At 69.0% G+C, this 26,633-nt stretch carries 29 protein-coding genes; 17 read left to right on the top strand and 12 right to left on the bottom strand.

The window, feature by feature from the left end; genetic code table 11:
- Positions 1-75: 75 nt before the first annotated feature.
- Positions 76-1,716 carry an acyl-CoA carboxylase subunit beta gene (locus AC1HFH_RS22295; RefSeq protein WP_480244730.1) on the bottom strand — a complete coding sequence of 547 codons (1,641 nt, stop codon included), beginning with the start codon at positions 1,714-1,716 and terminating at the stop codon, positions 76-78.
- Between the two features lie 85 nt (positions 1,717-1,801).
- Here AC1HFH_RS22295 and AC1HFH_RS22290 point away from each other — a divergent pair, with 85 nt between their 5' ends.
- On the top strand, positions 1,802-2,599 hold the full coding sequence (locus tag AC1HFH_RS22290) for a biotin--[acetyl-CoA-carboxylase] ligase (RefSeq protein ID WP_480244729.1): 798 nt from the start codon (positions 1,802-1,804) through the stop codon (positions 2,597-2,599).
- Between the two features lie 16 nt (positions 2,600-2,615).
- Here AC1HFH_RS22290 and AC1HFH_RS22285 read toward each other — a convergent pair whose 3' ends face one another.
- Complete coding sequence (locus AC1HFH_RS22285; protein ID WP_480244728.1) at positions 2,616-3,587, bottom strand: acyl-ACP desaturase; 972 nt, start codon at positions 3,585-3,587, stop codon at positions 2,616-2,618.
- A gap of 163 nt (positions 3,588-3,750) precedes the next feature.
- Here AC1HFH_RS22285 and AC1HFH_RS22280 point away from each other — a divergent pair, with 163 nt between their 5' ends.
- From AC1HFH_RS22280 to AC1HFH_RS22270, 3 genes are read left to right on the top strand one after another with little or no spacing between them, the layout of a single operon-like run.
- Positions 3,751-4,293, top strand: a complete 543-nt coding sequence (locus AC1HFH_RS22280; RefSeq protein ID WP_480244727.1) for a PH domain-containing protein — start codon at positions 3,751-3,753, stop codon at positions 4,291-4,293.
- Between the two features lie 16 nt (positions 4,294-4,309).
- Entirely contained in the window at positions 4,310-4,987 is a 678-nt protein-coding gene (locus AC1HFH_RS22275) for a response regulator transcription factor (protein WP_480244726.1), read from the top strand.
- A 1-nt stretch (position 4,988) separates the two neighbouring features.
- Complete coding sequence (locus AC1HFH_RS22270; RefSeq protein ID WP_480244725.1) at positions 4,989-6,302, top strand: sensor histidine kinase; 1,314 nt, start codon at positions 4,989-4,991, stop codon at positions 6,300-6,302.
- A gap of 22 nt (positions 6,303-6,324) precedes the next feature.
- Here AC1HFH_RS22270 and AC1HFH_RS22265 read toward each other — a convergent pair whose 3' ends face one another.
- Positions 6,325-6,966: a DUF1579 family protein gene (locus AC1HFH_RS22265; RefSeq protein WP_480244724.1), complete on the bottom strand. Its 642-nt coding sequence runs from the start codon at positions 6,964-6,966 to the stop codon at positions 6,325-6,327.
- A 26-nt stretch (positions 6,967-6,992) separates the two neighbouring features.
- Complete coding sequence (locus tag AC1HFH_RS22260) at positions 6,993-7,835, bottom strand: oxidoreductase (RefSeq protein WP_480244723.1); 843 nt, start codon at positions 7,833-7,835, stop codon at positions 6,993-6,995.
- 84 nt (positions 7,836-7,919) lie between these two features.
- Here AC1HFH_RS22260 and AC1HFH_RS22255 point away from each other — a divergent pair, with 84 nt between their 5' ends.
- The gene (locus AC1HFH_RS22255) at positions 7,920-8,825 is read left to right on the top strand and encodes a LysR family transcriptional regulator (RefSeq protein ID WP_480244722.1); all 906 of its coding nucleotides are present in this window, start codon (positions 7,920-7,922) and stop codon (positions 8,823-8,825) included.
- A 124-nt stretch (positions 8,826-8,949) separates the two neighbouring features.
- Here the strand turns inward: AC1HFH_RS22255 and purE are convergent, their stop codons facing one another.
- Together purE and AC1HFH_RS22245 are read right to left on the bottom strand one after the other, a co-directional pair.
- Positions 8,950-9,477, bottom strand: coding sequence for a 5-(carboxyamino)imidazole ribonucleotide mutase (gene purE, locus AC1HFH_RS22250; protein WP_480244721.1), 528 nt, complete (start codon positions 9,475-9,477; stop codon positions 8,950-8,952).
- Entirely contained in the window at positions 9,470-10,642 is a 1,173-nt protein-coding gene (locus AC1HFH_RS22245) for a 5-(carboxyamino)imidazole ribonucleotide synthase (protein ID WP_480247944.1), read from the bottom strand. The genes purE and AC1HFH_RS22245 overlap by 8 nt, the downstream gene beginning before the upstream one ends.
- A gap of 106 nt (positions 10,643-10,748) precedes the next feature.
- Between AC1HFH_RS22245 and AC1HFH_RS22240 the strand changes: the two genes are divergently transcribed.
- The 4 genes from AC1HFH_RS22240 (at position 10,749) to AC1HFH_RS22225 (ending at position 14,249) form a co-directional block, all read left to right on the top strand.
- Positions 10,749-11,297 carry a GtrA family protein gene (locus AC1HFH_RS22240; RefSeq protein WP_480244720.1) on the top strand — a complete coding sequence of 183 codons (549 nt, stop codon included), beginning with the start codon at positions 10,749-10,751 and terminating at the stop codon, positions 11,295-11,297.
- Positions 11,294-11,965, top strand: a complete 672-nt coding sequence (locus AC1HFH_RS22235) for a TetR family transcriptional regulator (RefSeq protein WP_480244719.1) — start codon at positions 11,294-11,296, stop codon at positions 11,963-11,965. The genes AC1HFH_RS22240 and AC1HFH_RS22235 overlap by 4 nt, the downstream gene beginning before the upstream one ends.
- Before the next feature lie 176 nt (positions 11,966-12,141).
- The gene (locus AC1HFH_RS22230) at positions 12,142-13,302 is read left to right on the top strand and encodes an acyl-CoA dehydrogenase (RefSeq protein ID WP_480244718.1); all 1,161 of its coding nucleotides are present in this window, start codon (positions 12,142-12,144) and stop codon (positions 13,300-13,302) included.
- Between the two features lie 230 nt (positions 13,303-13,532).
- The gene (locus tag AC1HFH_RS22225; protein ID WP_480244717.1) at positions 13,533-14,249 is read left to right on the top strand and encodes a DUF6875 domain-containing protein; all 717 of its coding nucleotides are present in this window, start codon (positions 13,533-13,535) and stop codon (positions 14,247-14,249) included.
- Positions 14,250-14,261: 12 nt separating this feature from the next.
- Here AC1HFH_RS22225 and AC1HFH_RS22220 read toward each other — a convergent pair whose 3' ends face one another.
- Positions 14,262-14,546, bottom strand: a complete 285-nt coding sequence (locus AC1HFH_RS22220; protein WP_480244716.1) for a GNAT family N-acetyltransferase — start codon at positions 14,544-14,546, stop codon at positions 14,262-14,264.
- 35 nt (positions 14,547-14,581) lie between these two features.
- Positions 14,582-15,955 carry an FAD-binding oxidoreductase gene (locus AC1HFH_RS22215; protein ID WP_480244715.1) on the bottom strand — a complete coding sequence of 458 codons (1,374 nt, stop codon included), beginning with the start codon at positions 15,953-15,955 and terminating at the stop codon, positions 14,582-14,584.
- 208 nt (positions 15,956-16,163) lie between these two features.
- Here AC1HFH_RS22215 and AC1HFH_RS22210 point away from each other — a divergent pair, with 208 nt between their 5' ends.
- The 3 genes from AC1HFH_RS22210 (at position 16,164) to AC1HFH_RS22200 (ending at position 17,743) form a co-directional block, all read left to right on the top strand.
- The gene (locus AC1HFH_RS22210) at positions 16,164-16,484 is read left to right on the top strand and encodes a hypothetical protein (protein WP_480244714.1); all 321 of its coding nucleotides are present in this window, start codon (positions 16,164-16,166) and stop codon (positions 16,482-16,484) included.
- A gap of 115 nt (positions 16,485-16,599) precedes the next feature.
- On the top strand, positions 16,600-17,097 hold the full coding sequence (locus tag AC1HFH_RS22205; protein WP_480244713.1) for a GtrA family protein: 498 nt from the start codon (positions 16,600-16,602) through the stop codon (positions 17,095-17,097).
- Positions 17,098-17,155: 58 nt separating this feature from the next.
- Entirely contained in the window at positions 17,156-17,743 is a 588-nt protein-coding gene (locus AC1HFH_RS22200) for a TetR/AcrR family transcriptional regulator (RefSeq protein ID WP_480244712.1), read from the top strand.
- 9 nt (positions 17,744-17,752) lie between these two features.
- On the opposite strand, the gene AC1HFH_RS22195 is transcribed toward AC1HFH_RS22200, so the two are convergent.
- From AC1HFH_RS22195 to AC1HFH_RS22185, 3 genes are read right to left on the bottom strand one after another with little or no spacing between them, the layout of a single operon-like run.
- Entirely contained in the window at positions 17,753-18,394 is a 642-nt protein-coding gene (locus AC1HFH_RS22195; RefSeq protein ID WP_480244711.1) for a Type 1 glutamine amidotransferase-like domain-containing protein, read from the bottom strand.
- A 4-nt stretch (positions 18,395-18,398) separates the two neighbouring features.
- Positions 18,399-19,238: a maleylpyruvate isomerase N-terminal domain-containing protein gene (locus tag AC1HFH_RS22190; protein WP_480244710.1), complete on the bottom strand. Its 840-nt coding sequence runs from the start codon at positions 19,236-19,238 to the stop codon at positions 18,399-18,401.
- Entirely contained in the window at positions 19,235-19,678 is a 444-nt protein-coding gene (locus tag AC1HFH_RS22185; RefSeq protein ID WP_480244709.1) for an HIT family protein, read from the bottom strand. The genes AC1HFH_RS22190 and AC1HFH_RS22185 overlap by 4 nt, the downstream gene beginning before the upstream one ends.
- 408 nt (positions 19,679-20,086) lie before the next feature.
- On the opposite strand from AC1HFH_RS22185, the gene AC1HFH_RS22180 reads away from it, so the two are divergent.
- The 5 genes from AC1HFH_RS22180 to AC1HFH_RS22160 all read left to right on the top strand — a co-directional run bounded on the left by AC1HFH_RS22180 (position 20,087) and on the right by AC1HFH_RS22160 (position 24,953).
- Positions 20,087-21,211, top strand: a complete 1,125-nt coding sequence (locus tag AC1HFH_RS22180; protein ID WP_480244708.1) for a Re/Si-specific NAD(P)(+) transhydrogenase subunit alpha — start codon at positions 20,087-20,089, stop codon at positions 21,209-21,211.
- Positions 21,211-21,525 carry an NAD(P) transhydrogenase subunit alpha part 2 gene (locus AC1HFH_RS22175; protein WP_480244707.1) on the top strand — a complete coding sequence of 105 codons (315 nt, stop codon included), beginning with the start codon at positions 21,211-21,213 and terminating at the stop codon, positions 21,523-21,525. The genes AC1HFH_RS22180 and AC1HFH_RS22175 overlap by 1 nt, the downstream gene beginning before the upstream one ends.
- Before the next feature lie 4 nt (positions 21,526-21,529).
- Positions 21,530-22,948 carry an NAD(P)(+) transhydrogenase (Re/Si-specific) subunit beta gene (locus tag AC1HFH_RS22170; protein ID WP_480244706.1) on the top strand — a complete coding sequence of 473 codons (1,419 nt, stop codon included), beginning with the start codon at positions 21,530-21,532 and terminating at the stop codon, positions 22,946-22,948.
- Positions 22,949-23,080: 132 nt separating this feature from the next.
- The gene (locus tag AC1HFH_RS22165; RefSeq protein WP_480247943.1) at positions 23,081-23,968 is read left to right on the top strand and encodes an SCO6745 family protein; all 888 of its coding nucleotides are present in this window, start codon (positions 23,081-23,083) and stop codon (positions 23,966-23,968) included.
- 532 nt (positions 23,969-24,500) lie between these two features.
- A complete protein-coding gene (locus AC1HFH_RS22160; RefSeq protein WP_480244705.1) occupies positions 24,501-24,953 on the top strand; it encodes a nitroreductase family deazaflavin-dependent oxidoreductase in 453 nt (150 codons plus the stop codon).
- 103 nt (positions 24,954-25,056) lie between these two features.
- Here the strand turns inward: AC1HFH_RS22160 and AC1HFH_RS22155 are convergent, their stop codons facing one another.
- On the bottom strand, positions 25,057-26,625 hold the full coding sequence (locus AC1HFH_RS22155; protein WP_480247942.1) for an MFS transporter: 1,569 nt from the start codon (positions 26,623-26,625) through the stop codon (positions 25,057-25,059).
- Between the last annotated feature and the right edge of the window lie 8 nt (positions 26,626-26,633).

Here is a 26,633-nt window from a genome sequence, read left to right as displayed (position 1 = left end):
TCCCGTTGGAGACGCGGCAATCAACCGTTGCGTTGTTGCTCTCAGTGTGCGCGGCTCATTCGGGATATCGCGTTTTCACAGCGGAATGTTGCCGTGTTTCTTGGGCGGAAGGGTCACCATCTTGCGCTCCAGCAGCCGCAGCGCCGACACGATCTGGCCACGGGTGTGCGACGGCGGGATGACGGCGTCGACGTATCCGCGCTCGGCCGCGACGTACGGGTTCACCAGGGTGTCCTCGTACTCGTTCTGCAGCTCGAGGCGCAGCGCCTCGACATCGGCGCCCTCGGCGGCGGCCTCCTTGAGCTGCTTGCGGTAGACGAATCCGACCGCTCCGGAAGCACCCATGACGGCGATCTGCGCGGTCGGCCAGGCCAGGTTCACATCGGCGCCCATATGCTTGGAACCCATCACGTCGTAGGCGCCGCCGTATGCTTTGCGGGTGATGATGGTGATCTTGCCCACAGTGGCCTCACTGTAGGCATAGAGCAGCTTCGCGCCGCGGCGGATGATGCCGTTGTACTCCTGATCGGTCCCCGGCAGGAAGCCCGGCACATCGACCAGGGTGATGATCGGGATGTTGAACGCATCGCAGGTGCGCACGAAGCGGGCGGCCTTCTCCGAGGCGTCGATATCGAGGCAGCCCGCGAACTGGGTGGGCTGGTTGGCGACGATGCCGACGCTGCGGCCGTCGACCCGGCCGAAGCCGACGATGATGTTCATCGCGCGCTCGGCCTGCACCTCGAGGAACTCGTCGTCGTCGAGCAGCCGGCAGATCACCTCGTGCATGTCGTACGGCTGATTCGGCGAATCCGGGATGAGCGAGTCGAGCTCGAGGTCCTCCTCGGTCAGCGACTCCTCGATCGCCCCGTCGATCGGGTCGCTCGCCGGGAATCGCGGCGCCTCGGCGCGGTTGTTGCTGGGCAGGTAGCCGAGCAGATCCTTGACGTAGTCCAGCGCATCCTGTTCGCCGGAGGCCACATAGTGGGCGACACCAGACTTGGTCATATGGGTGTGCGCACCGCCGAGGTCCTCCATCGTGACCTCTTCGCCGGTGACCGTCTTGATGACGTCCGGGCCGGTGACGAACATCTGGCTGGTCTGATCGACCATCACCACGAAGTCGGTCAGGGCGGGGGAGTAGACGTGTCCGCCCGCGGCCGGGCCCATGATCAGCGAGATCTGCGGGATCACGCCGGAAGCCTGCACATTGCGGTGGAAGATCTCGCCGTAGAGACCGAGCGAGACCACACCCTCCTGGATCCGGGCGCCGGCACCCTCGTTGATGCCGATCAGCGGGCGGCCGGTCTTGAGTGCCAGGTCCATCACCTTGACGATCTTCTCGCCGTACACCTCGCCCAGCGAGCCACCGAACACCGTGACGTCCTGGGAGAAGATGCAGACATCCCGGCCGTCGACCGTGCCGTAACCGGTGACCACGCCGTCGCCCAGCGGGCGGTTGTTCTCCAGGCCGAAGTTCACGCTCCGGTGCCGGGCCAGTGCGTCGAGCTCGACGAACGATCCCTCGTCCAGCAGGGCCAGGATGCGCTCCCGGGCGGTCATCTTGCCCTTGGCATGCACCTTGTCGACGGCCGCCTCACCCGCCGGGTGTTGCGCTTCTTCCAGCCGATTCCGCAGGTCGGCAAGCTTGCCGGCAGTGGTGTGGATATCGGGCTCGCCCGCCGAACCGGATGCGGGCTGCTGCTGGACACTCGTCATGGGGGCGAGTGTAACCAGTGCCACCTGGCTGGGGAATGCCAGCACCACTACCCGTCAGTAAAAAAACCGCAGCTAGATTGTGTGTGTGAACAGGCCTCCGTTGGACCTCGACCGGTTGCGTGCGCGCACCGGAACCGCCGAACTGTCCTTCTACAGCGGTATCGATGTGGTGGAGACGACCGGCTCGACCAACGCCGATCTACTTGCCGCGGCCGCCGCCGACCCGGCCCTGGATCGCCGGGCGCTGCTCGCCGAGGCGCAGCAGCGGGGGCGCGGCCGGCACACGCGTACCTGGGTGAGTCCGCCGCGGGCGCAGATCTCGTTGTCGATTCTGGTCCGGCTGCCGGCGATCACGCCCGCCGCGCTCGGCTGGCTGCCGCTGCTCACCGGGGTCGCCGTCGTCGATGCGTTGCGCAGCGCGGCCGGGGTGGCGGCGGCGCTCAAATGGCCCAACGACGTGCTGATCGACGGGCGCAAGGTGGCGGGGATCCTGGCCGAGGTCGCGACGTCGGTGCCCGCCCCCGCCGTGGTGGTGGGGACCGGGCTCAACGTCACGCTCACCGAGGACGAGCTGCCGGTGCCGCACGCCACCTCGCTGGCCCTGGCCGGCGCCACCGGCATCGACCGCACCGAGATCGCGGCGGCGATTCTGGCCGAGTTCGCCCGCCGGTTCACCGCATGGCAGCGCGGCGGCTGGGCGCTCGGCGACCTGGTGGCGGACTACCGGCAGCGGTGCGCCACGCTGGGTGCGGAGGTCCGGGCCGAGTTGCCCGGCGGCGGCTCGGTGACCGGGATCGCCACCGATGTGGACGACAACGGCCGGCTGCTCATCGGTGGCCGGGCGGTCTCCGCCGGGGACGTCACCCATCTGCGCCGGACCTGATCCGGGCGCCGGCCGGCTACCGGGCGCCGACGGGGGCGGGCTCGTTGCGCTCGGCGCGCTCCCGTTCCCGGGCCAACAGCCGGTCACGCTGTTCCTCGAAACGGGTCACGTCCTTGGTCAGCTTCTCGAGGTAGCCGGCCAGTTCGTCCCGGGCCTGTTCGCCGCGCGGGCCGAAGTCGTTGCGTTCGAAGATCTTCCACTTCTTGAGCACCGGGTTCACCACCTCGTCGAGGTGCTGGCGCAGGTCGTAGATGCCGTGCTTGGCCATCAGGACGCCGTTGCGGCGGAAGTTGGGCATGCCCGCGCCCGGCATCTGGAAGTGCGCGAGCACCTTGGTGATCGCCGGGAGTGCCTGGTCCGGAACGAGATCCAGGGCCGCGCCGCACAGATTGCGGTAGAAGATCATGTGCAGGTTCTCGTCGGCGGCGACGCGCTGCAGCATCCGGTCGGCGATCGGGTCGTCGCAGACCTTGCCGGTGTTGCGGTGGCTGACCCGGGTGGCCAGCTCCTGGAACGTCACATATGCGACATTCACCAGAAATCCACCCCAGTTGTCCGGTGCGTGCACGCCGTTGGTCATATGCACCATGCGGGCCTGTTCCAGGGCGACGGGGTCGACGCCGCGGGTGACGACCAGGTAGTCGCGCATCACGATGCCGTGCCGGTTCTCCTCGGCGGTCCACCGGCCGACCCAGGTGCCCCAGGCGCCGTCTCGGGAGAAGTTCTCGGCGATCTCGCGGTGGTAGGAGGGCAGGTTGTCCTCGGTGAGCAGGTTGGTGATCATGGCCGCCTTGGCGACCTCGCTGAGCCCGGATTGCTCCGGGTCCCAATCGGTTCCACCCATCGCGGCGAAGTTTCGACCCTCGTCCCACGGGACGTAGTCGTGCGGATGCCACTCCTTGGCCATGGTGAGGTGCCGGTTCAGGTTCTGTTCGGCCACCGGCTCGAGCGCCGTCAATATTTCGAGCTGCGTCAGATCGTGGGTCACGCGCGCCTCCAGTGTCACGGTTCGGGTAACGCCGGCCCGCCTCGGCGGGACCGGATAGAGCGTTCGAGCGACCTGCACCAAGACTGTGCAAACCTGAGTGCCACAGTAGCGCGCCGTTCGCGCCACGGGTATTCGGACAACTCGCCGCGGTAGGGTTCGGGGCATGGGTTATCCGGAGGATGTCCTGGCGCCGGACGAACAGTTGATCCTGCACCGCCATCCGCACTGGAAGATGCTGTTCTGGCCGGTTGTCACGTTGATCGTGGCCACTGCGGTCGCCGGATTCCTCGGGGGCCTGGCCTGGCGCAATGCCGAAGGGGGCACCGGGACGGTGCTGTTGGCGCTGATCGGGCTCGCCTGGCTCGGTGTGCTCGGCTGGCGGTGTATCGCGCCCGTGATCAGCTGGAAGTCGACACATTTCATCGTCACCGACCGCCGGGTGCTGGTCCGCGAAGGGGTGATCACCCATACCGGCATCGATATCCCGATGAGCCGCATCTCCAGCGTGCAGTTCCGGCACGGCATCTTCGATCGGCTGCTCGGCACCGGCACGCTGATCATCGGCTCCTCATCCGAGGAACCACTGGAATACGACGACATCCCGCAGGTCCAGCAGGTCCACTCGCTGCTGTACCACCAGGTCTTCGAGGCACAGGGGCAACACGGGGAACAGTCGTGGGGACACTACGGCGGCGGATACGCCTGATGAATAATCATTGTCCATGACCGCTGTACTGCTCGCCGAGGATGATGAGGCCATCGCCGCGCCGCTGTCCCGTGCCCTCGGCCGGGAGGGTTACACGGTCACCGTGGAACGCTTCGGGCCGGCCGTGCTGCGCCGGGCCCTCGAGGGCAGCCACGACCTGCTGATCCTCGATCTGGGCCTGCCCGGCATGGACGGGCTGGAGGTCTGCCGACAGGTGCGGGCCAGCGGCGCCGATCTGGCCGTACTGATGCTCACCGCCCGCACCGACGAGGTGGATTTCGTGGTCGGCCTCGATGCCGGTGCCGACGACTACGTCGGCAAGCCGTTCCGGCTCGCCGAACTGCTGGCCCGCGTCCGGGCGCTGCTGCGGCGCAGCGGGATCGGCGACGATGCGGTCGAGGTCGGCGGTATCCGGCTGGAGCCGGCGGCGCGCCGGGTGCTGGTCAACGGCAGCGAAGTGGGCCTGGCCAACAAGGAATACGAGCTGCTGAAGGTTCTGATCGACCGCGCCGGCCAGGTGGTGCCCCGGGAGACGATCCTGCGTGAAGTCTGGGGAGACGCCGACCTGCGTGGCTCCAAGACCCTGGACATGCACATGTCGTGGCTGCGCCGCAAGATCGGCGACGAGGGCCCGATGGCGGAACGCCGGATCGTCACCGTGCGCGGCGTCGGATTCCGGCTGAACACCCACTGACGTGCGCCGCCGCATCCTGCGTTCGATCTTCACCGTGCTGACCGTCACCACGGTGCTGCTGGGCGCCCCGCTGAGCTACACCGCCTGGCTGTGGGTGGAGGACATCACCCGCAACGACCTGCGGGACCGGCTGGACCGGATGGCGGCCCAGGTGGTCGCGCAGGAGGGGCCGGACGGCACGGTGCGCGGTGGCCTGGATCTGCGGGCCATCGAGGCCCTGGTCCCGGAGAACGGCCGGGTGACCATCGTGTACCCGGCGCCGGACGACAACGGCGCCCGCGCCGATGTGGGGGTCGCGCGGGTCGAGGCGCCGTTGGTGGAATCGCTGTCGATGGGCACCTCGGGGTCGCTGCGGCTGGAGGTGCCGGCCGCGCCGATGCACACCAGGCAATGGCAGGCCGTAGCCGTCGTGGTGGTGGCCGTGCTGGCCTCGCTGGCCGCCGCCTTCACCGTCGCAGTGCTCAGTGCCCGGCGGGTGGCCGATCCGCTGCGCGATGTCGCCGCCCGGGCGGCGCGGCTGGCGATGGGCGATTTCCGGCCGGACCCGCGCCGGCACGGCATCCCCGAGCTGGACCGGGTCTCCGATGTCCTGGATTCGGCGACCGTGGAGATCGCCGGGCGGCTGCAGCGCGAACACGCCCTGGTCGCCGATGTCTCGCACCAGCTGCGGAGTCGTCTCACCGCGGTCCGGTTGCGCCTGGACGAGCTGTCCACCCACTCCGACCCCGAGGTCGTGCACGAGGCGGAGGAGGCGATGGCACAGGTCGACCGGCTCACCGATGCCATCGACGATCTGGTGCGGGCGTCGCGGGACGAGGACGCCACCGACCGGGATCCGGTACCGGTGATGGACGAGCTGCGCGGCGTCGTCGACGAATGGCGCCGCCCGTTCCGGGAGGCCGGGCGGGTCCTGGAACTCACCGGCGACGAGTCGTTACGCGCCCCGATCACCGGTTCCCGGCTGCGCGAGGCGGTCGCGGTACTGGTCGACAACGCCCTGATGCACGGCTCCGGGATCTGCGTGGTCTCGGTCCGCACCGTCCGTCCCGGTATCGGCCGCGAACCCCTGGTCTGCGTGGAGGTCGCCGACGAGGGCGACGGGATCCGCGACGAACTCGCTCCGCACATCTTCGACCGCGGGTTCTCCGCCGGCGGTTCCACCGGTGTCGGCCTGGCCCTGGCCCGGGCCCTCGTCGAAGCCGACGGCGGCCGCCTCGAACTCCAGCGCCGCCGCCCCGCCATCTTCGCGGTGTTCCTCGGGGCGCTGACATCGGGAAGCCGCACGCCCGCCACCACGCTCCCGGAACCGCGCTGACGTACCCCGATCGGTCAGCCGGTCACGAACGGCGGGTGAGGACGACCCGGTCGGCGAGGACCTCCGGGGCATCGGGCGGGCTGAAGAAGATCTCCATGACCACCCGATCGTCCGATTCGAACTCGATCTCGGTACGCATCGGCGTGCTGTTTCCGGCGTTCTCCGGGCCGAGCACCCCCGGATCGGTGAATTCGCCGGTCATCGAGATGTTCGGGTCGTCGGCGCTGCCGCCGCGGTAGCTCATCGTCATCGGCGTCATGCTGTCCACGGTGGTCCACTCGTAACGGTCGTCCAGTGGGGAGTAGCCGAGCAGGCCGAGCCGGAAATACGGGGCGTCCCCCAATGTTCCGGTGACCTCCTCCTGGAGGAAGTTGTTCCCGGTGCCGGCGATCCAGCGCCACCGGGACACCAGATCGCGCCCGCGCAGCGGCGCCTCCGGAGTGCCACCCGCGACGAAGGTGGATTTGTCGGCAGCCCATTCGCCCACGAGCCGGTCGAGCCGGGCATGGCCGGGGTCCTGGTGTCCGGGCGCGGACGGTGTGCTGATCGTGCTGGTGGCCGGCGCCGGGGTGGCGGTCTCGGCGCTCGGGCTGCAGGCTGCGGTGAGCAGCGCCACGGCGATCAGGGCAGCGGCCGGCAGGTGACGGAATCGGTGGAATGTCATCGGCTGTCCTCTGTTCCGATCCGGGTTCACCGCGCGTCGAAAGCGGTGCTGCGAGCCACCTTCTCCCATTCGACGAGTTCGGCGCGTTCCCGGTCGAGATGGTCGAGAACAGTGTCGACCGAGTCGTCGCCCAGCGGCAACCGCAGCGGTGTGTGTTCCGCCGCCAGCGCAGTGCGGATGGCGGTGGCGGCCTTGGCCGGATCGCCGGGTTGGGTGCCGTCGTTGGATTCGACCATGCGGCGGGTGGCACCGGCGGTTTCGGCATACGCGTCCGTTTCGGCGCTGAAATACGCTGCGCCGGGACCGAACAGGCCGGTGCGGAAGGCGCCCGGTTCGACCACGAGCACCCGGATCCCGAACGGGCGCACCTCGTCGGCCAGCGCCTCCGACAGTCCTTCCAGGGCGAATTTCGTTGCACTGTAGGCGGAGAACCCGGCGAACGACCCGCGTCCGCCGACACTGCTCATCATGACGATCGCGCCGCTGCGCCGCTCGCGCATATGCGGCAGCACGGCCCGGGTGAGGGCGGCAGGGCCGAACACATGCAGATCGAACAGGTCGCGCAGCTCCTGGTCGGTGGTCTCCTCGACCGCACCGACCTGGGTTCGACCGGCGTTGTTGACCAGTACATCGATTCGGCCGTGCCGGGCGACGATATCGGCGACCAAGCCGGCGATCCGATCGGTCCGGGTGATGTCGAGGGCGATGGGCTCGATTCGGTCCGGATTCGCGGCGACCAGCTCGTCCAGCGTTGCGGTGCGCCGCGCGACCGCGACGACGGTATCGCCCGCGGCGATCGCCGCCTCGGTCAGGGCGCGGCCGAAACCGCTGCTCGCGCCGGTTATCAGCCAGATCTTCGGGTTGTTCATCGGGGTCTCCTCAGCCGAACGGTGGATACAGCTCGATCCTGTCCGTGCTGCCCACTGGGTGTCCAAGACCTACTATGAGAACCGATGGTTATGGATGTGCACGGGCGCGATCTGCGGTACTTCGTGGCGGTGGCCGAACAGTTGAACTTCACCCGCGCGGCCGAAACGCTGTACATCTCCCAGCCGGCGCTGAGCAAACAGATCCGGATGCTGGAACGGCAGCTCGGATCTGCCCTGTTCGAGCGGGCCGGCGGGCCGGTGCAGCTGACATCGGTCGGCGCGGCCCTGCTGCCGTATGCGCGCCGGGCACTCGAACTGTGGGAAGAGGCGGGCACGGTCGTAGCGGCGGCACAGGCCCGGCAGCAGGCGACTCTGGTCATCGGCTGGAACACCGGACCCGGCCGGGGCCTGCTGCCGGCGGTGCGAACCCGATTCCTCGCTGCCGTCCCATCGGCGGTACCGGTAGTGCGTCAGGTGGTCTGGTCGGACCCGACAGCCGGACTGGCGGACAGCAGCAGCGATGTCGCGTACGTATGGCTGCCGTTGGCCGACCCGCGACGCTTCGACTGGATCGTGGTCGCTCGCGAGCCCCGGCTGGTTGCGCTCCCGGAATCGCATCGATTGGCCGCCCGTGAGGTGGTGGATTTCGCGGAGTTGCTCGACGAACCGTTCCTGGCTCTGCCGGAGTCGGCCGGGCCGCTGCGGGACTACTGGCTCGCGTCGGATGCCCGGGGCGGACGTGACCCGGTGATCGGTGGCGAGATCGCCAGCACCGAGGAGACCTCCGAGGCGCTGCTGTCCGGTGCCGGAGTCGTGTTGCTGGCTGCCGGAAACGCCGCACTGGTCGTGCGCGACGGCCTGGTGGCCCGCGAGGTCCGCGGAGTCACCCCGAGCGAACTCGCCCTGGCCTGGCGGCGTGACGACCGCCGGCCTCTGGTGCAAGCCTATGCCGCAGCGGCCCGCGCAGTCGTCGACAGCGGCGGCGGGTGACCCCGTTCGGGCGCGCAAGAGCCCGGCAGGCCTGCCCGGCGACTGCCCGGCGGTGCTGGTGGAGCGGGCTGATGCCGCGGTGCTGCCCAGGCCCGCGGCAGGTGTCGAGGCCCGGAGCGTTCGCTCAGCCGAGAAGCTTGCGGCGCAGTGCTTCGTCCTTGTCGAGCACCATCTGTTCCAGCCCGGCCTGGAACTGCTCCATTCGCGAGCGCAAGGCGGCGTCGTGGGCGGCGAGGATCCGAACCGCCAGCAGGCCCGCATTGCGGGCGCCGCCGATGGAGACCGTCGCGACCGGCACGCCGGCCGGCATCTGCACGATCGACAGCAGCGAATCCATCCCGTCCAGATACTTCAGCGGGACCGGGACGCCGATCACCGGCAGCGGGGTGGCGGAGGCGACCATACCGGGGAGATGCGCGGCCCCACCGGCACCGGCGATGATCACCTGCACACCCCGGCCGGCCGCGGACTTCGCGTAGTCGAGCATGCGCTGCGGGGTGCGGTGCGCGGAGACCACGCCGACCTCGAACCGCACCCCGAACTCGGCGAGCGCCTCGGCCGCGGCCTCCATGGTCGGCCAGTCCGAGTCGCTGCCCATGATCAGGCCGACCGCCGGCCCGGCACCGGCCGCGGTGGTCGTGTCGTCACTCATGCGGATCCCATCCGTCGGTCCAAACGGCGTGCGACATCCAGTGCGCCGCACGCTCGGCCTTCTCCCGCACCACGGCGACATCGGCGCCGAGCACGTTGATATGCCCGATCTTGCGATCGGGCCGTTCGCCCTTGCCGTAGAGATGCACCTTCGCTTCCGGCATCCGGGCGAAGAGATGGTGCAGCCGCTCGTCCATCGACATCTCCGGGGCCTGGGCCGCGCCCAGGATATTGGCCATCACCGTGACCGGGGCCAACGGGGAGGTGTCGCCGAGCGGGTAGTCCAGGACGGCGCGCAGATGCTGTTCGAACTGCCCGGTGACGGCACCGTCCATGCCCCAGTGGCCGGAGTTGTGCGGGCGCATGGCCAGCTCGTTCACCAGCAGCTCACCATCGTGGGTCTGGAACAGTTCCACCGCCATCGCGCCGACCACGCCCAGATCGGCGGCCAGCTCCAGGGCGAGCTGCTCGGCCCGGACGGCCAGACGTTCCGGCAGGTCCGGTGCGGGTGCGATGACGACGGCGCATTGACCGTTGCGCTGCACCGTCTCGACGACCGGCCAGGTGGCGGCCTGCCCGAACGGGGAACGGGCCACCATCGCGGACAGCTCGCGCGCCAGATCCACCTTGGCCTCGGCCAGCAACTGCACGCCCCGGTCGAGCTGCTCGGTGACGATCTGCTCGGCCTCGGCGGCGTCGGCGGGCATCCACACGCCGCGGCCGTCGTAGCCGCCGCGGATCGCCTTGAGTACGAACGGCAGGCCGTGCTCCGCGCCGAAGCGGACCGCGTCGGCGGGGTCGGTCACCTCGGTGAACGCCGGGACCGGCAGGCCCAGCTCGGCCAGTTTGCGCCGCATCTTCAGCTTGTCCTGCGCGTACACCAGCGCCTCCGGCGGCGGTGCCACGTGCACGCCCTCGGCCACCAGCGTCGCCAGATGCTCGGTCGGCACGTGTTCGTGGTCGAAGGTGAGCGCATGGGACCCGATCGCGGCCTTACGCAGCGCGGCCAGGTCGTTGTGGCTGCCGAGGACCAGATCCGGAGTCACCTGCGCGGCCGGATCCTCGGGGCGTTCGGCGAGCACGCGCAGCCGCTGGCCGAGCGCGATCGCGGCCTGGTGGGTCATGCGCGCGAGCTGGCCACCACCGACCATGGTGACGGTGGGCATCGCGGACGGATCGAACGAACGTGCACTCACGTCGTGCCATCTTGTCATGCCGATTCCGAATCTCTGCCATCGGGACGGATGAAGGCGGGCGCTACACTCGGACGCTGTGTCATTCGTCGACGACGTGGTCAGCGTCCTGCCCTCGAACCTGCGTTCGGTCGCCCATCGGCATCGTGAGCTGATCAAGTTCGCCATCGTCGGCGCCACGACGTTCGTCATCGACAGCGGCATCTTCTACGCACTGAAGTGGACGGTCCTCACCGAGAAGCCGGTCACGGCCAAGATCATCTCCGGGGTGATCGCGGTGATCGCCTCCTACATTCTCAACCGCGAATGGTCGTTCAAGAACCGCGGCGGCCGGGAGCGGCACCACGAGGCGCTGCTCTTCTTCGGGGTCAGCGGCGTCGGTGTGGTGCTCAGCAATATTCCGCTGTGGATTTCGTCGTATGTTTTCGAACTGCGGCAGCCGAACGTCAGTTTCGCGGTGGAGAACATCGCGGACTTCGTCAGCGCCTTCATCATCGGCAATCTGCTGCAGATGGCGTTCCGGTTCTGGGCCATGCGCCGCTGGGTGTTCCCGGACGAGATGGACGAGATCGCCGAGGAGCTCTCCGACCTCATCGAGGTGGAGGAACGGCAGCTGAGGCGCAGTTGACGGCGGCCGACGACGCGGCCGGATTCCGGCTCGCGGTGGTGGACGAGGCATTGCGGCTGTTCGCCACCCAGGGATACGAGGCGACCACGGTGGACGCCGTCGCCGAGGCGGCCGGGATCTCCCGGCGCACCTTCTTCCGGCAGTTCCGCTCCAAGGAGGACGTGATCTTCGCCGATCACGAATACCAGCTGGCCCGGGCCCAGGACTCGCTGGAACGGTCGGCCGGTGACCCCTGGGATGCCGTCTGTGCGGCGGTGGTCGAGGTGTTCGAGCGTTTCACCCAGTGGCGTGAGATCGCCGAACGCCGCTATCGGGTGGTGCGGCAGGTGCCGGCATTGCGGGAGCGCGAAATCGTCACCGTGTTCCGGTACGAGCGATTGTTCACCGATTTCCTGCGGGAACGCCTGCCCGAGGCGCCGGATCTGGCCCGAGTGCAGTTCACCGCCGCGGTGACCGCCACCCACAACTATCTGTTGCGCCGCATGGTGCGCGGGGAGAGCGATGCCGGGGTCGCCGATCTGGCGGCCGAGCTCGCGGCCATTCCCCGGGGGCGGCGCGCACCGGACGGCCCGGATGAAGTGGTGGTGGCGGTGTTCCCGCGGCATCTGGCGCCGCGGGAACTCGCCGACCGGCTCGCGGCGCAGTTGCGCACCGGCTCGGCTGAGTAATCTGTGAGCTATCGGTGGCCCGCTCCGCCGAGACAGTGACACTGAGTGCCAGGGGTATATCCCCACGTAGCGACGAGTTGCGGCGGTCTATACTGGCGGTCGCCTGGCACTGAGTGCCGAGGTAGTGCGCGTCAAGCGTGCAGTGATCACGACCGACCAGACCAGGAGTGTGCCCGATGGCGGGAAACCCCGATTTCGCTCTGTTCCAGCTCGAGGACTTCCATGACGAGCTCCGTCAGGCCATCCGCGGCCTGGCCGAGAAGGAGATCGCCCCGTACGCGAAGGACGTCGACGGCAACTCCCGGTTCCCCGAGGAGGCACTGACCGCGCTGAACGCAGCCGGGTTCAACGCCGTGCACGTGCCCGAGGCCTACGGCGGCCAGGGGGCCGATTCGGTCGCCACCTGCATTGTGATCGAAGAGGTCGCCCGGGTCTGTGGCTCCTCCTCGCTGATCCCCGCCGTCAACAAGCTCGGCACCATGGGCCTGATCCTGAACGGCTCCGAGGAGCTCAAGCAGCAGGTGCTGGGTGACCTGGTGGCCGGCAAGATGGCCTCCTACTGCCTGTCCGAGCGGGAGGCCGGCTCCGACGCCGCGAGCATGCGCACCCGCGCCAAGCAGGACGGCGACGACTGGATCATCAACGGTTCCAAGTGCTGGATCACCAACGGTGGCAAGTCCGAGTGGTACACCGTGATGGCGGTGACCGACCCGGAGAAGGGCGCCAACGGCATCTCCGCGTTCATGGTGCACACCGACGACGAGGGCTTCGTCGTCGGCCCGCTGGAGCACAAGCTGGGCATCAAGGGTTCGCCCACCGCCGAGCTGTACTTCGAGAACTGCCGGGTGCCGGGTAACCGGATCATCGGCGAGCCGGGCACCGGTTTCAAGACCGCGCTGCAGACCCTGGACCACACCCGCCCCACCATCGGCGCCCAGGCTGTCGGCCTGGCCCAGGGTGCGCTGGACGCCGCGATCGCCTACACCAAGGACCGCAAGCAGTTCGGCAAGGCGATCGCCGACTTCCAGAACACCCAGTTCATGATCGCCGATATGGCGATGAAGGTGGAGGCCGCCCGGCTGATGGTCTACACCTCGGCCGCCCGCGCCGAGCGCGGTGAGAAGAACCTCGGCTTCATCTCCGCCGCCGCCAAGTGCTTCGCCTCCGATGTGGCCATGGAGGTCACCACCAACGCCGTCCAGCTGTTCGGCGGCGCCGGCTACACCACCGACTTCCCGGTGGAGCGGATGATGCGCGATGCAAAGATCACCCAGATCTACGAAGGCACCAACCAGATCCAGCGGCTGGTGATGTCCCGTCAGCTGCTCAAGGGCTGAATTTTCCGGGCGGATCCGCCGGAGCCGGAGGCGGCGTGGAGAGCGATCTCCACGCCGCCTCCGGCGTTTTCGGCACCGCCCGCCTGCGTGACCGAAACGATGCGGATCGGCGGCCCACCGGTGACCCGTACCGCCCATGTTTCGTGACCTGACCAGCAATAACACAGGTAGAGGGTGATGCGCTCGGACGGGCGTAGCGCGACACTGTATGCAGAGGTTGGGAGCACGTCATGAGTGAGACAATCGTCGGGCCGCAATCGCGGTTGCACTGGATCCCACTGTCCACCGAAGACGCCTCGTGCCCGCATACCGAGGCCGTGCTGGCCGAGTTGCGGGACTGGGCCGCCGACCACCTCACCAGGCCCGATCCGGAGCTGGGCCGCAGCGGGCCGGTATGCCCGTATGTCGCCTCGGCGATGAAACGCGACCTGATGTGGGTCGGCCGGATCCCGGGCGCCAACCCGTGGCCGGATTTCGTCCGGCTGGTGCTCGCCGACGCCCTGCAGCTGTACCCCACGCTGCCGCCCGCCGACGGCGGCTCGTCGGTGCTGCGCACCCTGATCACGGTGCTGCCGGATCTGCGCGACTATTCCCTGATCGATCGGCTGCACGCCGAACTCAAGTCCGGGTTCGTGGCCCGCGGCGCCATGCTGGGGCAGTTCTATCCGGGCTGCGCCCAGCCGGGGCTGTGGAACAAGGACTACCGCCCGCTGGACGCGCCGCTGCCGATGCTGGTGGTGCGGAGCATGATGGCCACCGACTTCCCGTTTCTCGCCGCGCGGGCCGAATGGATCTCGGCGTACATCAAGAAATTCGCCCCGACCCTGCCCGCACATGTCCGTGAGGTGATGGTCAGCCGGATGACGACGAACAACTACGAGGATCTCCCGGCCTATCACGAGCGGCCGGCGGCACCGGCCGTCGCCGCTGCCGGTCCGCAGGCCTGATGCTGCGTGGCGTCAGGGGACCAGTGCGGCGTACTCCGGGTGCTCGGCGATGTACTTCTCCACGTACCAGCAGGTCGGGACTACGGAAAAGCCCGCGTCGCGGGACTCATGAAGGGCATACTCGACCACTTGCCCGGCCACCCCCTGTCCCCGGAATTCGGGGAAGGTCATGGTGTGGTGGAAATCGCGGATCCGTCCGTCCGCGCGTTCGTCGTAGTCGGCGTACCCGGCGAGGGTGTCGTCGATGTAGATCTCGAACCGGGTGTCGTCGGTGTTGTGCTCGAGCCTGGTGGTCATATCGCTTGGAACTCCGTTCCGGTGGCAGATGTTCCCTAGAGGATCGCCCCTGGGTTGAGGATTCCCTGCGGATCCAGGGCGGTCTTGATCCGTTCGGTCAGGGCCATCACCTCGGGGCCGAGCTGCCCGGGCAGCCAGGCCTTCTTCAATCGGCCCACCCCGTGCTCGCCGGTGATGGTGCCGCCGAGAGCGATCGCCAGCTCCATGATCTGCCCGAAGGCCAGATGCGCCCGCGCCGTGTTGTCCGGGTCGGTGGGGTCGTGCACGATCAGCGGGTGGGTATTGCCGTCGCCCGCGTGCGCGATCACCGAGACGATCACATCGTTGCGTTCGGCGATCTCGGCGATCCCGGTGACCAGATCACCGAGGCGAGGCAGCGGCACTCCGACGTCCTCGAGCAGCAGCGGACCGATCCGCTCGACGGCCGGGATCGCGAAGCGCCGGGCCGCGGCGAACGCCTCGCCCTCCTCGGCGTCGGCGGTGTGGAACACCTCGGTGGCGCCGGCCTTTTCGCATGCGGCGACGATGAGTTCGGCCTCCCGGCCGGCATGGCCGCCCGGTGCGTCGGACCGGGCGACGAGCAGGGCGGCGGCGGCCCGGTCCAGGCCCATCCGCATCTCGTCCTCCACGGCATTGATCGCCACGGTGTCCATGAACTCCAGCATCGCCGGGCGCATGGTCGCCGAGATTGCCAGGATCGCATCGGTGGCCGAGGTGAGCGAGTCGAAGCTCGCCACCACGGTCGACTGGGCCGGCTGGGCCGGCAGCAGGCGCAGGGTGAGTTCGCTGATCACGCCGAGGGTGCCCTCGCTGCCGACGAACAGCTTGGTCAGCGAGAGCCCGGCGGAATCCTTGAGCCGCGGTCCGCCGAGGCGCACCGGGGTGCCGTCGGCGAGGACCACCTCCAGACCGAGGATGTAGTCGGTGGTCACGCCGTATTTCACACAGCACAGTCCGCCGGCGTTGGTCGCGGCATTGCCGCCGATGGAACACATCTCGAACGACGACGGGTCCGGTGGATACCACAGGCCGTGCTCAGCCGCCGCCCGCTTGACCTCGGCATTGAGCAGACCCGGCTGGGCCACGGCGGTCCGGGTGACCGGATCGACGGTGATCGACCGCATCCGCTCGGTACTCAGCACGATGCCGCCGTCCACCGCGGTGGCCCCGCCGGACAGGCCGGACCCGGCGCCGCGCGGTACCACCGGGATGCCATGGGTGCTCGCCCAGCGCAGGGTTGCGCAGATATCGGCGGTGCTGCCCGCCCGCACCACGGCGAGCGGGGTGCCGGCGCCGGGGTCGCGGGCCCAGTCCTGCCGGTAGCCTGCCAGAATGTCGGGGTCGATCAGCACGGCACCATCGGAGACGGTCGCGGTCAGCGCGTCGAGCGGCGCCCGGGGTTCGTCCACCCGGCCACGGTAACGCCCGGAATGTGATGTGGGACGGCCCAGCAGCGTTCCTCATCGGATTGTGATCTGGCGCGTCGAAGTGGTGCCGCGTGCCCGATCGGCACACAATGTCAGGACGTACCTGAGACGGCGGCCGGATCCGGGCCGCCGGTGGTCCTCGCGAAGGTGCGGTTCGAGTTCGTGCCGGGTGCGATCCGAGGAGGGCCGGATGACCGAGTCGTCACCGTCGCGTAGCGAGCTCGTCGGCGCCCTGTTGTCGGCCGAGTTCGTCGATGCGCGACTGGAACCCGAGGATATGCGGCGGATCCATGCCGGCGAGCACGCCGACTGGCTGGCGGCGCTGGAGGGCAGCGGGGTCTTCGGCGCCCGCGATCTCGCCGAGATCCGCGCCTGCTGGCGCGACGACCCCCGGATCCTGCGGGACGCGCTGCTCATCGACGCCGACGAGATCACCCGGCGCCGGGCGCTGGCCGGGTGGGCGGCGCTGGACCGCGGTGCGGCCGGCCGGGTCGGCGGGCTGCGGCGCTGACCGGCCCGGTGCCGACCGGCACCCGGAGCAGGCGATGCGGACCGGTGCGTCCGGAATCGAAATCGGTTCGCCTGCTGCTCACCTGACGGTCATCTGCCGCTGGCACGCTGGCCGGATGCTCGACCGGACGCCCACCGACACCCTGCCGGAACGGTTCGGCCGGTGGTGCGCGGCCGTGACCGCCCGGCTACCGCTCGGTTTCGACCGGGTGGTGCCACCCACGTTCCTGGGCTTCGCGGTGATCAACGGGTTCACCTTCGGGGTGGATCTGCTGTTGCTCACCGCACTGCACGGGCTGCTGGGGGCACCGGTGTGGCTCGCGGTGACCCTCGGTTACGCAACGGCATTCGGGCTGGCCTTCGCGCTCAACCGGTACTTCAACTTCCGGTCGCATGCGCCGGTCGGCGGCCAGGCAGTGATCTACGCGGGTGTGGTGCTGATCAACTACCTGGTGTTCATCCTGGGGGTCGGTGCCGGGCTGACCGCCGCGGGCGTGCCCTACCTGCTGTCCCGGCTGCTCGCCGGGGCCGGTGAGGCGGTGTACATGTACAGCGCGATGCGCTGGGTCGTCTTCGGACCCGCCGGTCGGTGGCTGGGCCGGCTGCTGAGGTAGCCGACCGGGCTGCGCTGCCGCCCGTGGTGGCAACCGGGCGGTTGGATACCATCCGGAGATGGTTGTCAGGGATGCGGAGGCGACGAAGGCGCGCATCTTCGAAGCGGCGACCCAGGAGTTCGCCCGCTACGGGATCGCCGGTGCCCGGGTGGATCGCATCGCGCGCGCGGCCCGCGCCAACAAGCAGCTGATCTATGCCTACTTCGGCGACAAGGAACAGCTGTTCCGGCAGGTGCTGGAGAAAGCCATGGTGGAACTGGCCGCCGCCGTTCCCACCGATATCGTCGATCTGGACGCCTGGGTGGATCAGCATGTCGACTACCACCGCGGTCACCCGGAATTCCTGCGCCTGGTGCTGTGGGAGGCGCTGGAACTGGGGCCGGAACAAGCGCTCGACAGCGAGGTCCGCACCGCCCGGTACCGGGACAAGCTGGACCGCATCGCCGAGGCGCAGGACCGTGGGCTGCTCCGCGCCGATATGCCGCCCGGGGTGCTGTTGATGCTGCTCGTCAGCGTGATCAACTATCCGGACGCGGTACCACAGATCCGGCGGTTCCTGCTCGGCACCGACGGCGACGCCGACGACCGGCGGGGCTGGGTCAAGGATGCGATCGCCCGGATCGCCGCACCGGACGAGGGGAACTGACCGGTCCGGTCAGCCGCCGCACAGGTGGGTGCGGTCACCGTCGACGATCAGCACGTCGTCGTCGGTGAGGGCCCAGTGCGGCACACCTTCGGCCCGCCAGCGGGCCGCCAGGGCCGTCGCCGTGCCGTCCAGGTCGGTGGGTGAATCCAGGTGCACCGCCAGCGGCCGGTCGATCAGGCCGAGGCCGTCCCACTGCGGATCGCGGCCGGTGGCGGGCAGCACCTCGGCGGGATCGTCCACGGTGTCCAGTCCGTGCAGGTCCGGTGCGAGCAGACAGGCCCCGGCGCTGTACCCGGCGTAGCACAGGGTGTCCTCGGCGAGCAGCGTCGGCAACACGGAATCGGCTCCGCTGCGCGCGAACTGGGCGCGCAGCACGAAGGTGTTGCCACCGCGCACCCACACCAGCGGGAACTCGCGCAGCCGCCGCTCCAGCGCGGCGGCCCGTCCGGTGAACTCCCGCAGATCCAGCACCTCGGGCCGGTAACCGAGCGCCTGCAACGGCAGCAGATCGCTGGTGACTGCGCCGGACCACGCCGCGGGCCAGGCATCGCAGGCATTGGGGACCACTGCCACCCGGCCGGGCGGTCCGGCCAGTTCGAGCAGCCGATCGCGATGCGCCCCGAAGCGGTAGGAGGCCAGGAACAGTCGCATCGGCTCAGATGGTGAAGGCGAGGTGGTGGGCCAGTCGCTCACCCAGTTCGGTGTCCCCGGTCACCCGGTACGCCCCGGGATGCGCTTCGGGGACCGTCCGGCCCCCGCGCAGCCGGGCGAACAGGCCGGAGTCGAGCTGCAGCGTCGCAGTCGGTTCCGCATCGAGTTCGTCGACGAGCGTGGCCCGGCCGTCGACGACGAAGTGCAGGTTCCGGGTGACCGGTCCGGTCACTGCAATGGTGACCCGGGAACCGTCCGGTGCCTGCGCCCCTTTCACCACCGCTTTGCCCAGGCTCGACAGCAGTTCGGTGAACGCGGCCTCGGCTCGGGGGCCGCCCTCGTCCACCGTCCGGCCGAGCCCGTCGGCGACATCCAGTTCGTGCATCCAGCAATCGAACAGCCGCACCCGCATGAATCGGGCGTAGCTCACCTCACCGACCGGGGAGGGGCCCGGGGTCGCCCACTGCTCGTCGGTCAGCGCCGCGAGCGCCGCGCGGCGGCGATCGGTCACCTCGGCGAACAGTTCCGCCAGCCGGGCACCCGGCCGGGGCCGCAGGCGCTCCAGCCAGATCTCGTTGTAGATCCCGATCTCGTTGTGCACATGCGGAAAGGTGCGCACGTCGATCTCGGGGCGTTCCGGATCGCGGGCCGGCGGCTTCTCACCGAGCAGCATCGATTCGGTGCCGACGATGTGGGCGACCACGTCGAAGACGGTCCAGCCGGGCAGTGGTGACGGGGTCCGCCAGCCGGTCTCGTCGAGATCGCCGACAAGTTCCGCGATCGCCTGCCACTGCCGGGACAGCAGGTCGGTGAGGGCGGTGGGCGCGAGCGTGGCGTCCGTCATTCCGATGCTCCTTCGGTGTCCAGCGCCGCCAATCCGGCGCGGATGGCTGCTGCGGTGGCTTCCGGTTCGTGGGGGCGGCGCAGCAGGAAACCTTTGGCGAAGGCGAGTCTGTCGCCGTGCCGGCGCGGCACCACGTGCAGGTGCACGTGGCCGACGGTCTGGAATGCGGCGGTGCCGTCGTTCAGCGCCAGATTCGCGCCGTCGCTGGCCAGCCCGCCGCGGCGGAGCGCCCGGGCCAGCAGGTGGCCGGTCCGGAACACCCGGGTGCCGAGTTCGGGGTCGAGGTCCTCGAGCTCGGTGGCGTGCCGTTTGGGGACGACCAGTGTATGGCCGCGGGTGATCGGCCGGATGTCCAGGAAGGCGCAGACCGAGTCGTCTTCGTAGATTTTTGTCGCCGGTGCCGAACCGGCCACGATCCGGCAGAACACGCAGTCGTTCACCCTCGAGACTTTACGGTGTATCAGTGGCGTGGAACACCCGGTCGCGGCGTATCGGCATGACTCCGGTCACTGTCGGCAATGGTCCTGTTCGCTTGACCAGGTGACGGACCCCGAGGTGGGTGACGAACCCGACGGTGCGTTGTTGCCCGGCACGACCTGCGTCGACGATTATCGGATCCCGCACAGTGGGGTGCCGCAGAGCCTGCGGCGGGGTGTACAGCTATGGTCATCCGACCGGTACGGAACCGGTATCGCCGCAGGATACCGCCGTCCCGTGTGACCGGCATCTCAGGTACCCTCACCGCGGGCCGGATACAGTTGCGAGCATTTCCGGCGAACTTACTGATCGGTAAGACGACCGGTTGTCCGCCGGTGGCCGATGGCCAGCACGAGAAGGAAGTCTGACAAGTGGAGACAACGCAAAACGCGGAAGAGACCCCGCGCGGAGCGCGTGTCGGAGTCGTTCGCGAATCCAACGCGGGCGAGCGACGGGTCGCATTGGTGCCCAAGATCGTCCCGGCGCTCCGGAAACTGGGCGTGGACGTGGTCGTGGAAGCCGGTGCCGGCTTCGGCGCGCTCATCCCCGATTCGGCCTACACCGAGGCCGGCGCGACCATCGGCGACCCCTGGGGCGCCGATGTGGTCGTGAAGGTGGCCCCGCCCAGCGATGCCGAGGTGGCCAGGCTGTCCAAGGGACAGACGCTGATCGGGTTCCTCGCACCGCGCAATGCCGACAACCAGATCGACGCGCTACGCGACGCCGGGGTCCAGGCGTTCGCGGTCGAGGCGATTCCGCGCATCTCGCGCGCCCAGGTGATGGACGCGCTGTCCTCGCAGGCGAATGTCGCCGGTTACAAGGCCGTGCTGCTCGCCGCCTCGGAATCCACCCGGTTCTTCCCGATGCTCACCACCGCGGCCGGCACCGTGAAGCCGGCCAGTGTGCTGGTGCTCGGTGTCGGTGTGGCCGGCCTGCAGGCCCTGGCCACGGCCAAGCGGCTCGGCGGGAAGACCACCGGCTACGACGTCCGCCCCGAAGTCGCCGATCAGGTGCGCTCGGTCGGCGCCCAGTGGCTCGATCTCGGCATCGACGCCGCCGGTGAGGGCGGCTACGCCCGCGAACTCACCGACGACGAGAAGGCCCAGCAGCAGCAGGCCCTGGAAGACGCCATCAAGGGCTTCGACGTGGTGATCACCACCGCACTGGTGCCCGGTCGCCCGGCGCCGCGGCTGGTCACCGCCGCGGCCGTGGAGGGCATGAAGCCGGGCTCGGTGATCGTCGACCTGGCCGGTGAGACCGGTGGCAACTGTGAACTGACCGAACCCGGCGAGACCGTGGTCAAGCACGAGGTGACCATCGCTTCGCCGCTGAACCTGCCGGCCGGCATGCCCGAGCACGCCAGCGAGCTGTACTCGAAGAATGTCGCCGCGCTGCTGGAGCTGATGCTCGTCGACGGGACGCTCGCCCCGGACTTCGACGACCAGGTGCTCGCGGACTCCTGTGTCACGCGCGAGACCCCCGAGGTGGAGAACTGATGTACACCGAACTGCTCGCCAATATCGCGATTCTGGTGCTGTCCGGATTCGTGGGCTTCGCGGTCATTTCCAAGGTGCCCAACACCCTGCATACACCGCTGATGTCGGGCACCAACGCGATCCACGGCATCGTCGTACTCGGCGCCCTGGTCGTGCTCGGCAAGGTCGAGGACCCGTCGATTCTGATGCAGGTGATCCTGTTCGTCGCCGTGGTCTTCGGAACCCTGAACGTCATCGGCGGTTTCGTCGTGACCGACCGGATGCTCGGCATGTTCAAGGGCAAGAAGGCGGCACCCCAGAAGGTGAGCGAGTAAACCGATGGACAACCTCGTCAATATTCTCTACATCGTCGCGTTCGCGATGTTCATCTACGGTCTGATGGGCCTGACCGGCCCGAAGACCGCGGTACGCGGTAACTGGATCGCCGCCGTCGGCATGGGCATCGCGGTCGTCGCGACCCTGATCGCCGTCCGGGACACCGGAAACTGGATCCTGATCATCGCCGGCCTGGTGGTCGGTGTGGTTCTCGGCGTACCGCCGGCCAAATTCACCAAGATGACCGAGATGCCGCAGCTGGTCGCGGCGTTCAACGGCGTCGGTGGTGGCACCGTTGCGCTCATCGCCTGGGCGGAATTCCTGGACACCGACGGTTTCTCGAACATCCACGAACAGCCCGATGTGCACATCGTGATCGGTTCGCTGTTCGCCGCGATCATCGGCTCGGTGTCGTTCTGGGGTTCGCTGATCGCCTTCGGCAAACTGCAGGAGATCCTGCCGGGCAAGCCGATCGGGGTCGGCAAACTGCAGCAGCCGCTGAACCTGCTACTGCTGATCGGCGCGATCGCCGCGGCCGTGGTGATCGGCATCGGTGCCACCGGTGACGGTGTCTCGCAGTGGTGGATGGTGCTGGTGCTGGTGCTGGCCGGGATCCTCGGCCTGATGGTGGTGCTGCCGATCGGCGGTGCCGATATGCCCGTGGTCATCTCGCTGCTCAACGCCCTGACCGGCCTGTCGGCCGCGGCCGCCGGCCTGGCGCTGAACAACACCGCCATGATCGTCGCCGGCATGATCGTCGGCGCGTCCGGGACCATCCTGACCAACCTGATGGCCAAGGCGATGAACCGGTCCATCCCGGCTATCGTCGCCGGCGGCTTCGGTGGCGGCGGCGGTGCGGCCGGCGGTGGCGCCGGTGCCGGTGAGGGCAAGCAGGCCAAGGCCACCTCGGCCGCGGATGCCGCCATCCAGATGGCCTACGCCAACCAGGTCATCGTGGTGCCCGGCTACGGTATGGCCGTCGCCCAGGCCCAGCACACGGTCAAGGAGATGGCCGAGATGCTGGAGGACCGGGGTGTCGAGGTCAAGTACGCCATCCACCCGGTGGCCGGCCGGATGCCGGGGCATATGAACGTGCTGCTGGCCGAGGCCGAGGTGGACTACGACGCCATGAAGGAGATGGACGACATCAACGGCGAATTCGGCCGCACCGATGTCGTGCTGGTCATCGGCGCCAACGACGTCACCAACCCGGCCGCCCGCGAGGACCCCAGCAGCCCGATCTACGGCATGCCGGTGCTCAATGTCGACCAGGCCAAGAACGTCATCGTGCTGAAGCGTTCGATGAACTCCGGGTTCGCCGGTATCGACAACCCGCTGTTCTACGCCGATCACACCTCGATGCTGTTCGGCGATGCCAAGAAGTCGGTGGCCGCGGTCGCCGAAGAGCTCAAGGAGCTGTAGGACGCCTTCCGCGTTCGATCGAAACGCCACGACGGCCCCCGCCGTCGTGGCGTTTCGCCGTTCGTGCCGTGATCGTTCCCACTCCGGTAGCGGGTAGTGTCCGGATCGATTCCGGGCTACCGTGCGGGCGTGATGGATTCCGCCGCAGCCGCCGAACTGGCCGGACCGGTGCACCGCAGGCTGGACCTGCTGCATTCGATGACCTACTTCCCGCCGGAGGCGCAGGAACAGCTGACCGGTATCGGACTGCAGCCGGGCCAGATGACCTACTTCGCGGTGCGTTCGGCGCCGTTGGGTGCGGTGGGCCCGGCCGTGGTCGCCGCCACCTTCTTCAACTTCAGCCCGGAACTGGTGGCCCGGCACATCCCGGCCGCCTGGCAGCTCGCCACCCCCGAACAGGTGCTCGACGCCCGGTGGCGGGCGGTGGACGCGGTATTCCGGACCCGGCTCGGTGCCGAGGCCGTGGACTCGGGCGAGATGATCGAGGCGGCCGAACTGGCCCGCGAGGCCGCCGCGGCATGTACGGCCGAGGGGCGCCCGCTGTTCGCGGCGCACGCCGCGCTCGCCTGGCCCGAGGAGCCGCATCTGGTGTTCTGGCATGCGATCACCCTGTTGCGGGAGTACCGCGGTGACGGGCATATCGCCGCGCTGGTCGGTCACGATCTGGACGGAATCGCCGCGCTGGTGACGCACACCGCCACCGGCAAGGGGTTCACCCTGCCTGCCGCCCAGGCCACCCGCGGCTGGTCCGCGGAACAGTGGGATGCCGCGGTGCAGCGCCTGCGCGAACGCGGCATCCTCGACGCCACCGGCGCCCTGACCGAGGCGGGCGCCGAGTTGCGGGCGAGCCTGGAAGCAGCCACCGACCGGTCGGCTGCCGCACCCTGGCGCCACCTCGGCGCCGACCGATCGGTGCGGCTCGGTGAGATCGGCCGTGCCTTCACACTGCAGATCGTCGCCAACGGGGCCTTTCCGGAGGGCGTCTTCGAACCGGGCCGTTTCGCCGCCGCCACCGGCTGAACTGTCGACCGTCGCCGGGTGGCGGGCATCGAGCTGGGAACTCGGTGTCGAAAGGGCTATGCACAGGCGACGATCGGACGAAATGTGACGGGCACTTTCGGTGACATCTCGTCGATGCGTTCGCTGTGCCGGACATCGCCGGTGGCTTACCTCGCGGCAGAGCAACACCTGGCCGACACCGGGCACCGACCGGCCGAACCCGATCCGGCGGGAAGAACGCAGGGCCACCCGTTCGCTCCCGCACGGCGGCGGGCCGCCGCCGGCCCGGCAGGAAACGCCCGCTGGCTTCCGCACCGGCGAGTCGGGCGGCGTGCGTGGCAGAACTGTCGCCGCCATCGGGAGGTGGCTGTGCCGGTAGTGGCCTCGTGGTGCCCGAATCCGGAGAGCGTTCGGCGGTGGCTCAGTGAGGCGGTCGGCGCGGTCGACTCAACCGCTCGCATCCCTCGCCGAGTCGGCTGTTCGGTTGTGCATCGGCCGCCGCGGGAGGCGAGCGGCAGCACCGCGGTCCGGGGGCATTGCTACGGTGGCAGGTATGGCGAGTATCGGTAACCGTCTCCTGCACACCCGCTGGCTGGTCCGGGCGCCGATCGGGTTGTTCCGGGCCCGGCTGGGTTTCGTGTTCGGTGGCCGGCTGCTGATGCTGGAGCACATCGGGCGGAAGTCCGGGGAGCGACGCTATGTGGTCCTGGAGGCGGTCGCCCGCCCGGACCGCGACACCGTGATCATCGCCTCCGGCTTCGGCCCCCGCTCCCAGTGGTACCGGAACCTCCAGGCGAATCCCGAATGCCGGGTCAGCATCGGAACCCGCTACTCCGTACCGGCCACCGCCCGCAACTTGGACGCAGCCGAATCCCGAACGGTCCTGGCCGATTACCGCGACCGCAACCCCCGAGCCTACCGAGAACTCGACGGCATCATCCGGGAATCCACTGGCGATTCCATCGACGCCGTCCCGCTGGTGGAACTGCACCTCACCGCCTCGTGACCTTGTATCGAAATGTGCGATCGTGCATCACCGGCGGTGCTCGACCGCACATTTCGATGCAACCCTGTCCCGGCGCCGGGCCGTATCGCGGATTTCGACTCGATCAGGGGGTGGGTTTCGGTTCCGGGGCGGCTGCATCGTTCGGGGCGGGGAGATGGCGAAGCAGGGTCAGCACCAGGGTTGCGGCGATCAGAGTCAGGCCGACCGCCACCAGCGAGTTCACCTGTAGGGCGCTGGTGAAGGCCTGGCGGGCGGTGGCGGTCAGCTCCGCCGCTGCGGCGTCGGGCAGCCCGGCCGCGACCTGTAGTGCGCCGGCCAAAGTGTCGCGGGCGGCGTCGGCGGCGGCTTCGGGCAGGCCGGTGGGCAGGGCGCCGGACATCTCGCCACGGTAGACCGCGGTGCCGATGCTGCCGATCACCGCCACCCCGAGTGCGGCGGACAACTCCTGACCGGTCTCGGAGATCGCCGATGCGGCGCCGGCCCGGGCCGGATCGACGGCACCGACGATCAGATCGATACCCAGGACGAACATCGGGCTCAGGCCGAGGGAGAACACCACCATCCCGGTGACGATCACGGCCAGATCGTCCGAACCGGACAGCTGGGTGAAGATCGCGTAGCCGGCCATGGCGACCGCCAGGCCACCGGCCATCAGATAGGCGGGACGCACCCGCGGTGCCAGGGTGCTGACCAGCCCGGCGCCCACCACCATCGCCAGCGCCTGCGGCACCGTCCAGAGACCGGCCCGGAACGCGGACAGCCCGAGCACCAGCTGCAGGTACTGGGCCAGCAGCAGGAACAGTCCGCCCATCGCCAGCATCGCCACCATCAGCGCGGCCAGCGAACCGCTGAACCGGACATTGCCGAACAACGCCAGGTCGATCAGGGGATAGGCCAGCCGCCGCTGGCGCAGCACGAAGACCGCCCCGAGCGCCAGCCCGGCCAGCAGGACCGCGGCGGCGTCGAAGGCCCAGCCGTCCTTGGCGAGTTCCTTGATGCCGTAGATCACCCCCATCACCGCCAGCAGCGAGAGCACCGCGCTGAGAATGTCGAGCTTGCCCGGTGCCGGATCCTTGTATTCGGGCAGCAGAATCGGCCCGGTCGCCAGCAACAGCACCATGGCGGGGACCGCGACCAGGAACACCGAGCCCCACCAGAAGTTCTCCAGCATGGCGCCGCCGACCAGCGGGCCGATCACCATGCCGACCATGAAGCTGGTCATCCAGACACTGATCGCGGTGGTGCGCTGCCGGTCGTCGTGGAACATGTTGCGGATCAGGGCGAGCGTCGAGGGCATCAGCGTCGCACCGGCGATGCCCAGCAGCGCGCGGGTGGCGATCAGCATGGCGGCACTGTCGGAGTAGGCGGCCACGATGGATGCGGCGCCGAAGGCCGCCGCCCCGATCATCAGCAGTCGCCGTCGGCCGATCCGGTCGCCGAGGGTGCCCATCGTGATGAGGAATCCGGCCACCAGGAAGCCGTAGATGTCCAGGATCCACAGCAGCTGGGAGCTGCTCGGGGCCAGGGCCTCGCTGATATGCGGGATCGCCAGGTACAGCACGCTGAGATCCATCGAGATGAGCAGGGTCGGGAGGGCGAGGACGGCCAGGCCGATCCACTCCTTGACGCCCGCTCGGGCGGGGTTCGTATCGTCGGCCTGCTCGGTGGGCACGGTCGCCA

It is taken from the genome of Nocardia sp. KT25-26 (genome assembly GCF_056627695.1).
Note: the sequence above shows the minus strand (reverse complement) of the source record. Positions and strands in the feature narration are given on the sequence as shown.

Coding starts and splice junctions, on each gene's coding strand:
- AC1HFH_RS22295 (WP_480244730.1), bottom strand. CDS start 1,716: ATGACGAGTGTCCAGCAGCAGCCCGCATCCGGTTCGGCGGGCGAGCCC.
- AC1HFH_RS22280 (WP_480244727.1), top strand. CDS start 3,751: ATGGGTTATCCGGAGGATGTCCTGGCGCCGGACGAACAGTTGATCCTG.
- AC1HFH_RS22275 (WP_480244726.1), top strand. CDS start 4,310: ATGACCGCTGTACTGCTCGCCGAGGATGATGAGGCCATCGCCGCGCCG.
- AC1HFH_RS22265 (WP_480244724.1), bottom strand. CDS start 6,966: ATGACATTCCACCGATTCCGTCACCTGCCGGCCGCTGCCCTGATCGCC.
- AC1HFH_RS22260 (WP_480244723.1), bottom strand. CDS start 7,835: ATGAACAACCCGAAGATCTGGCTGATAACCGGCGCGAGCAGCGGTTTC.
- AC1HFH_RS22255 (WP_480244722.1), top strand. CDS start 7,920: ATGGTTATGGATGTGCACGGGCGCGATCTGCGGTACTTCGTGGCGGTG.
- purE (WP_480244721.1), bottom strand. CDS start 9,477: ATGAGTGACGACACGACCACCGCGGCCGGTGCCGGGCCGGCGGTCGGC.
- AC1HFH_RS22245 (WP_480247944.1), bottom strand. CDS start 10,642: ATGCCCACCGTCACCATGGTCGGTGGTGGCCAGCTCGCGCGCATGACC.
- AC1HFH_RS22230 (WP_480244718.1), top strand. CDS start 12,142: ATGGCGGGAAACCCCGATTTCGCTCTGTTCCAGCTCGAGGACTTCCAT.
- AC1HFH_RS22225 (WP_480244717.1), top strand. CDS start 13,533: ATGAGTGAGACAATCGTCGGGCCGCAATCGCGGTTGCACTGGATCCCA.
- AC1HFH_RS22220 (WP_480244716.1), bottom strand. CDS start 14,546: ATGACCACCAGGCTCGAGCACAACACCGACGACACCCGGTTCGAGATC.
- AC1HFH_RS22210 (WP_480244714.1), top strand. CDS start 16,164: ATGACCGAGTCGTCACCGTCGCGTAGCGAGCTCGTCGGCGCCCTGTTG.
- AC1HFH_RS22205 (WP_480244713.1), top strand. CDS start 16,600: ATGCTCGACCGGACGCCCACCGACACCCTGCCGGAACGGTTCGGCCGG.
- AC1HFH_RS22200 (WP_480244712.1), top strand. CDS start 17,156: ATGGTTGTCAGGGATGCGGAGGCGACGAAGGCGCGCATCTTCGAAGCG.
- AC1HFH_RS22195 (WP_480244711.1), bottom strand. CDS start 18,394: ATGCGACTGTTCCTGGCCTCCTACCGCTTCGGGGCGCATCGCGATCGG.
- AC1HFH_RS22190 (WP_480244710.1), bottom strand. CDS start 19,238: ATGACGGACGCCACGCTCGCGCCCACCGCCCTCACCGACCTGCTGTCC.
- AC1HFH_RS22175 (WP_480244707.1), top strand. CDS start 21,211: ATGTACACCGAACTGCTCGCCAATATCGCGATTCTGGTGCTGTCCGGA.
- AC1HFH_RS22170 (WP_480244706.1), top strand. CDS start 21,530: ATGGACAACCTCGTCAATATTCTCTACATCGTCGCGTTCGCGATGTTC.
- AC1HFH_RS22165 (WP_480247943.1), top strand. CDS start 23,081: ATGGATTCCGCCGCAGCCGCCGAACTGGCCGGACCGGTGCACCGCAGG.
- AC1HFH_RS22160 (WP_480244705.1), top strand. CDS start 24,501: ATGGCGAGTATCGGTAACCGTCTCCTGCACACCCGCTGGCTGGTCCGG.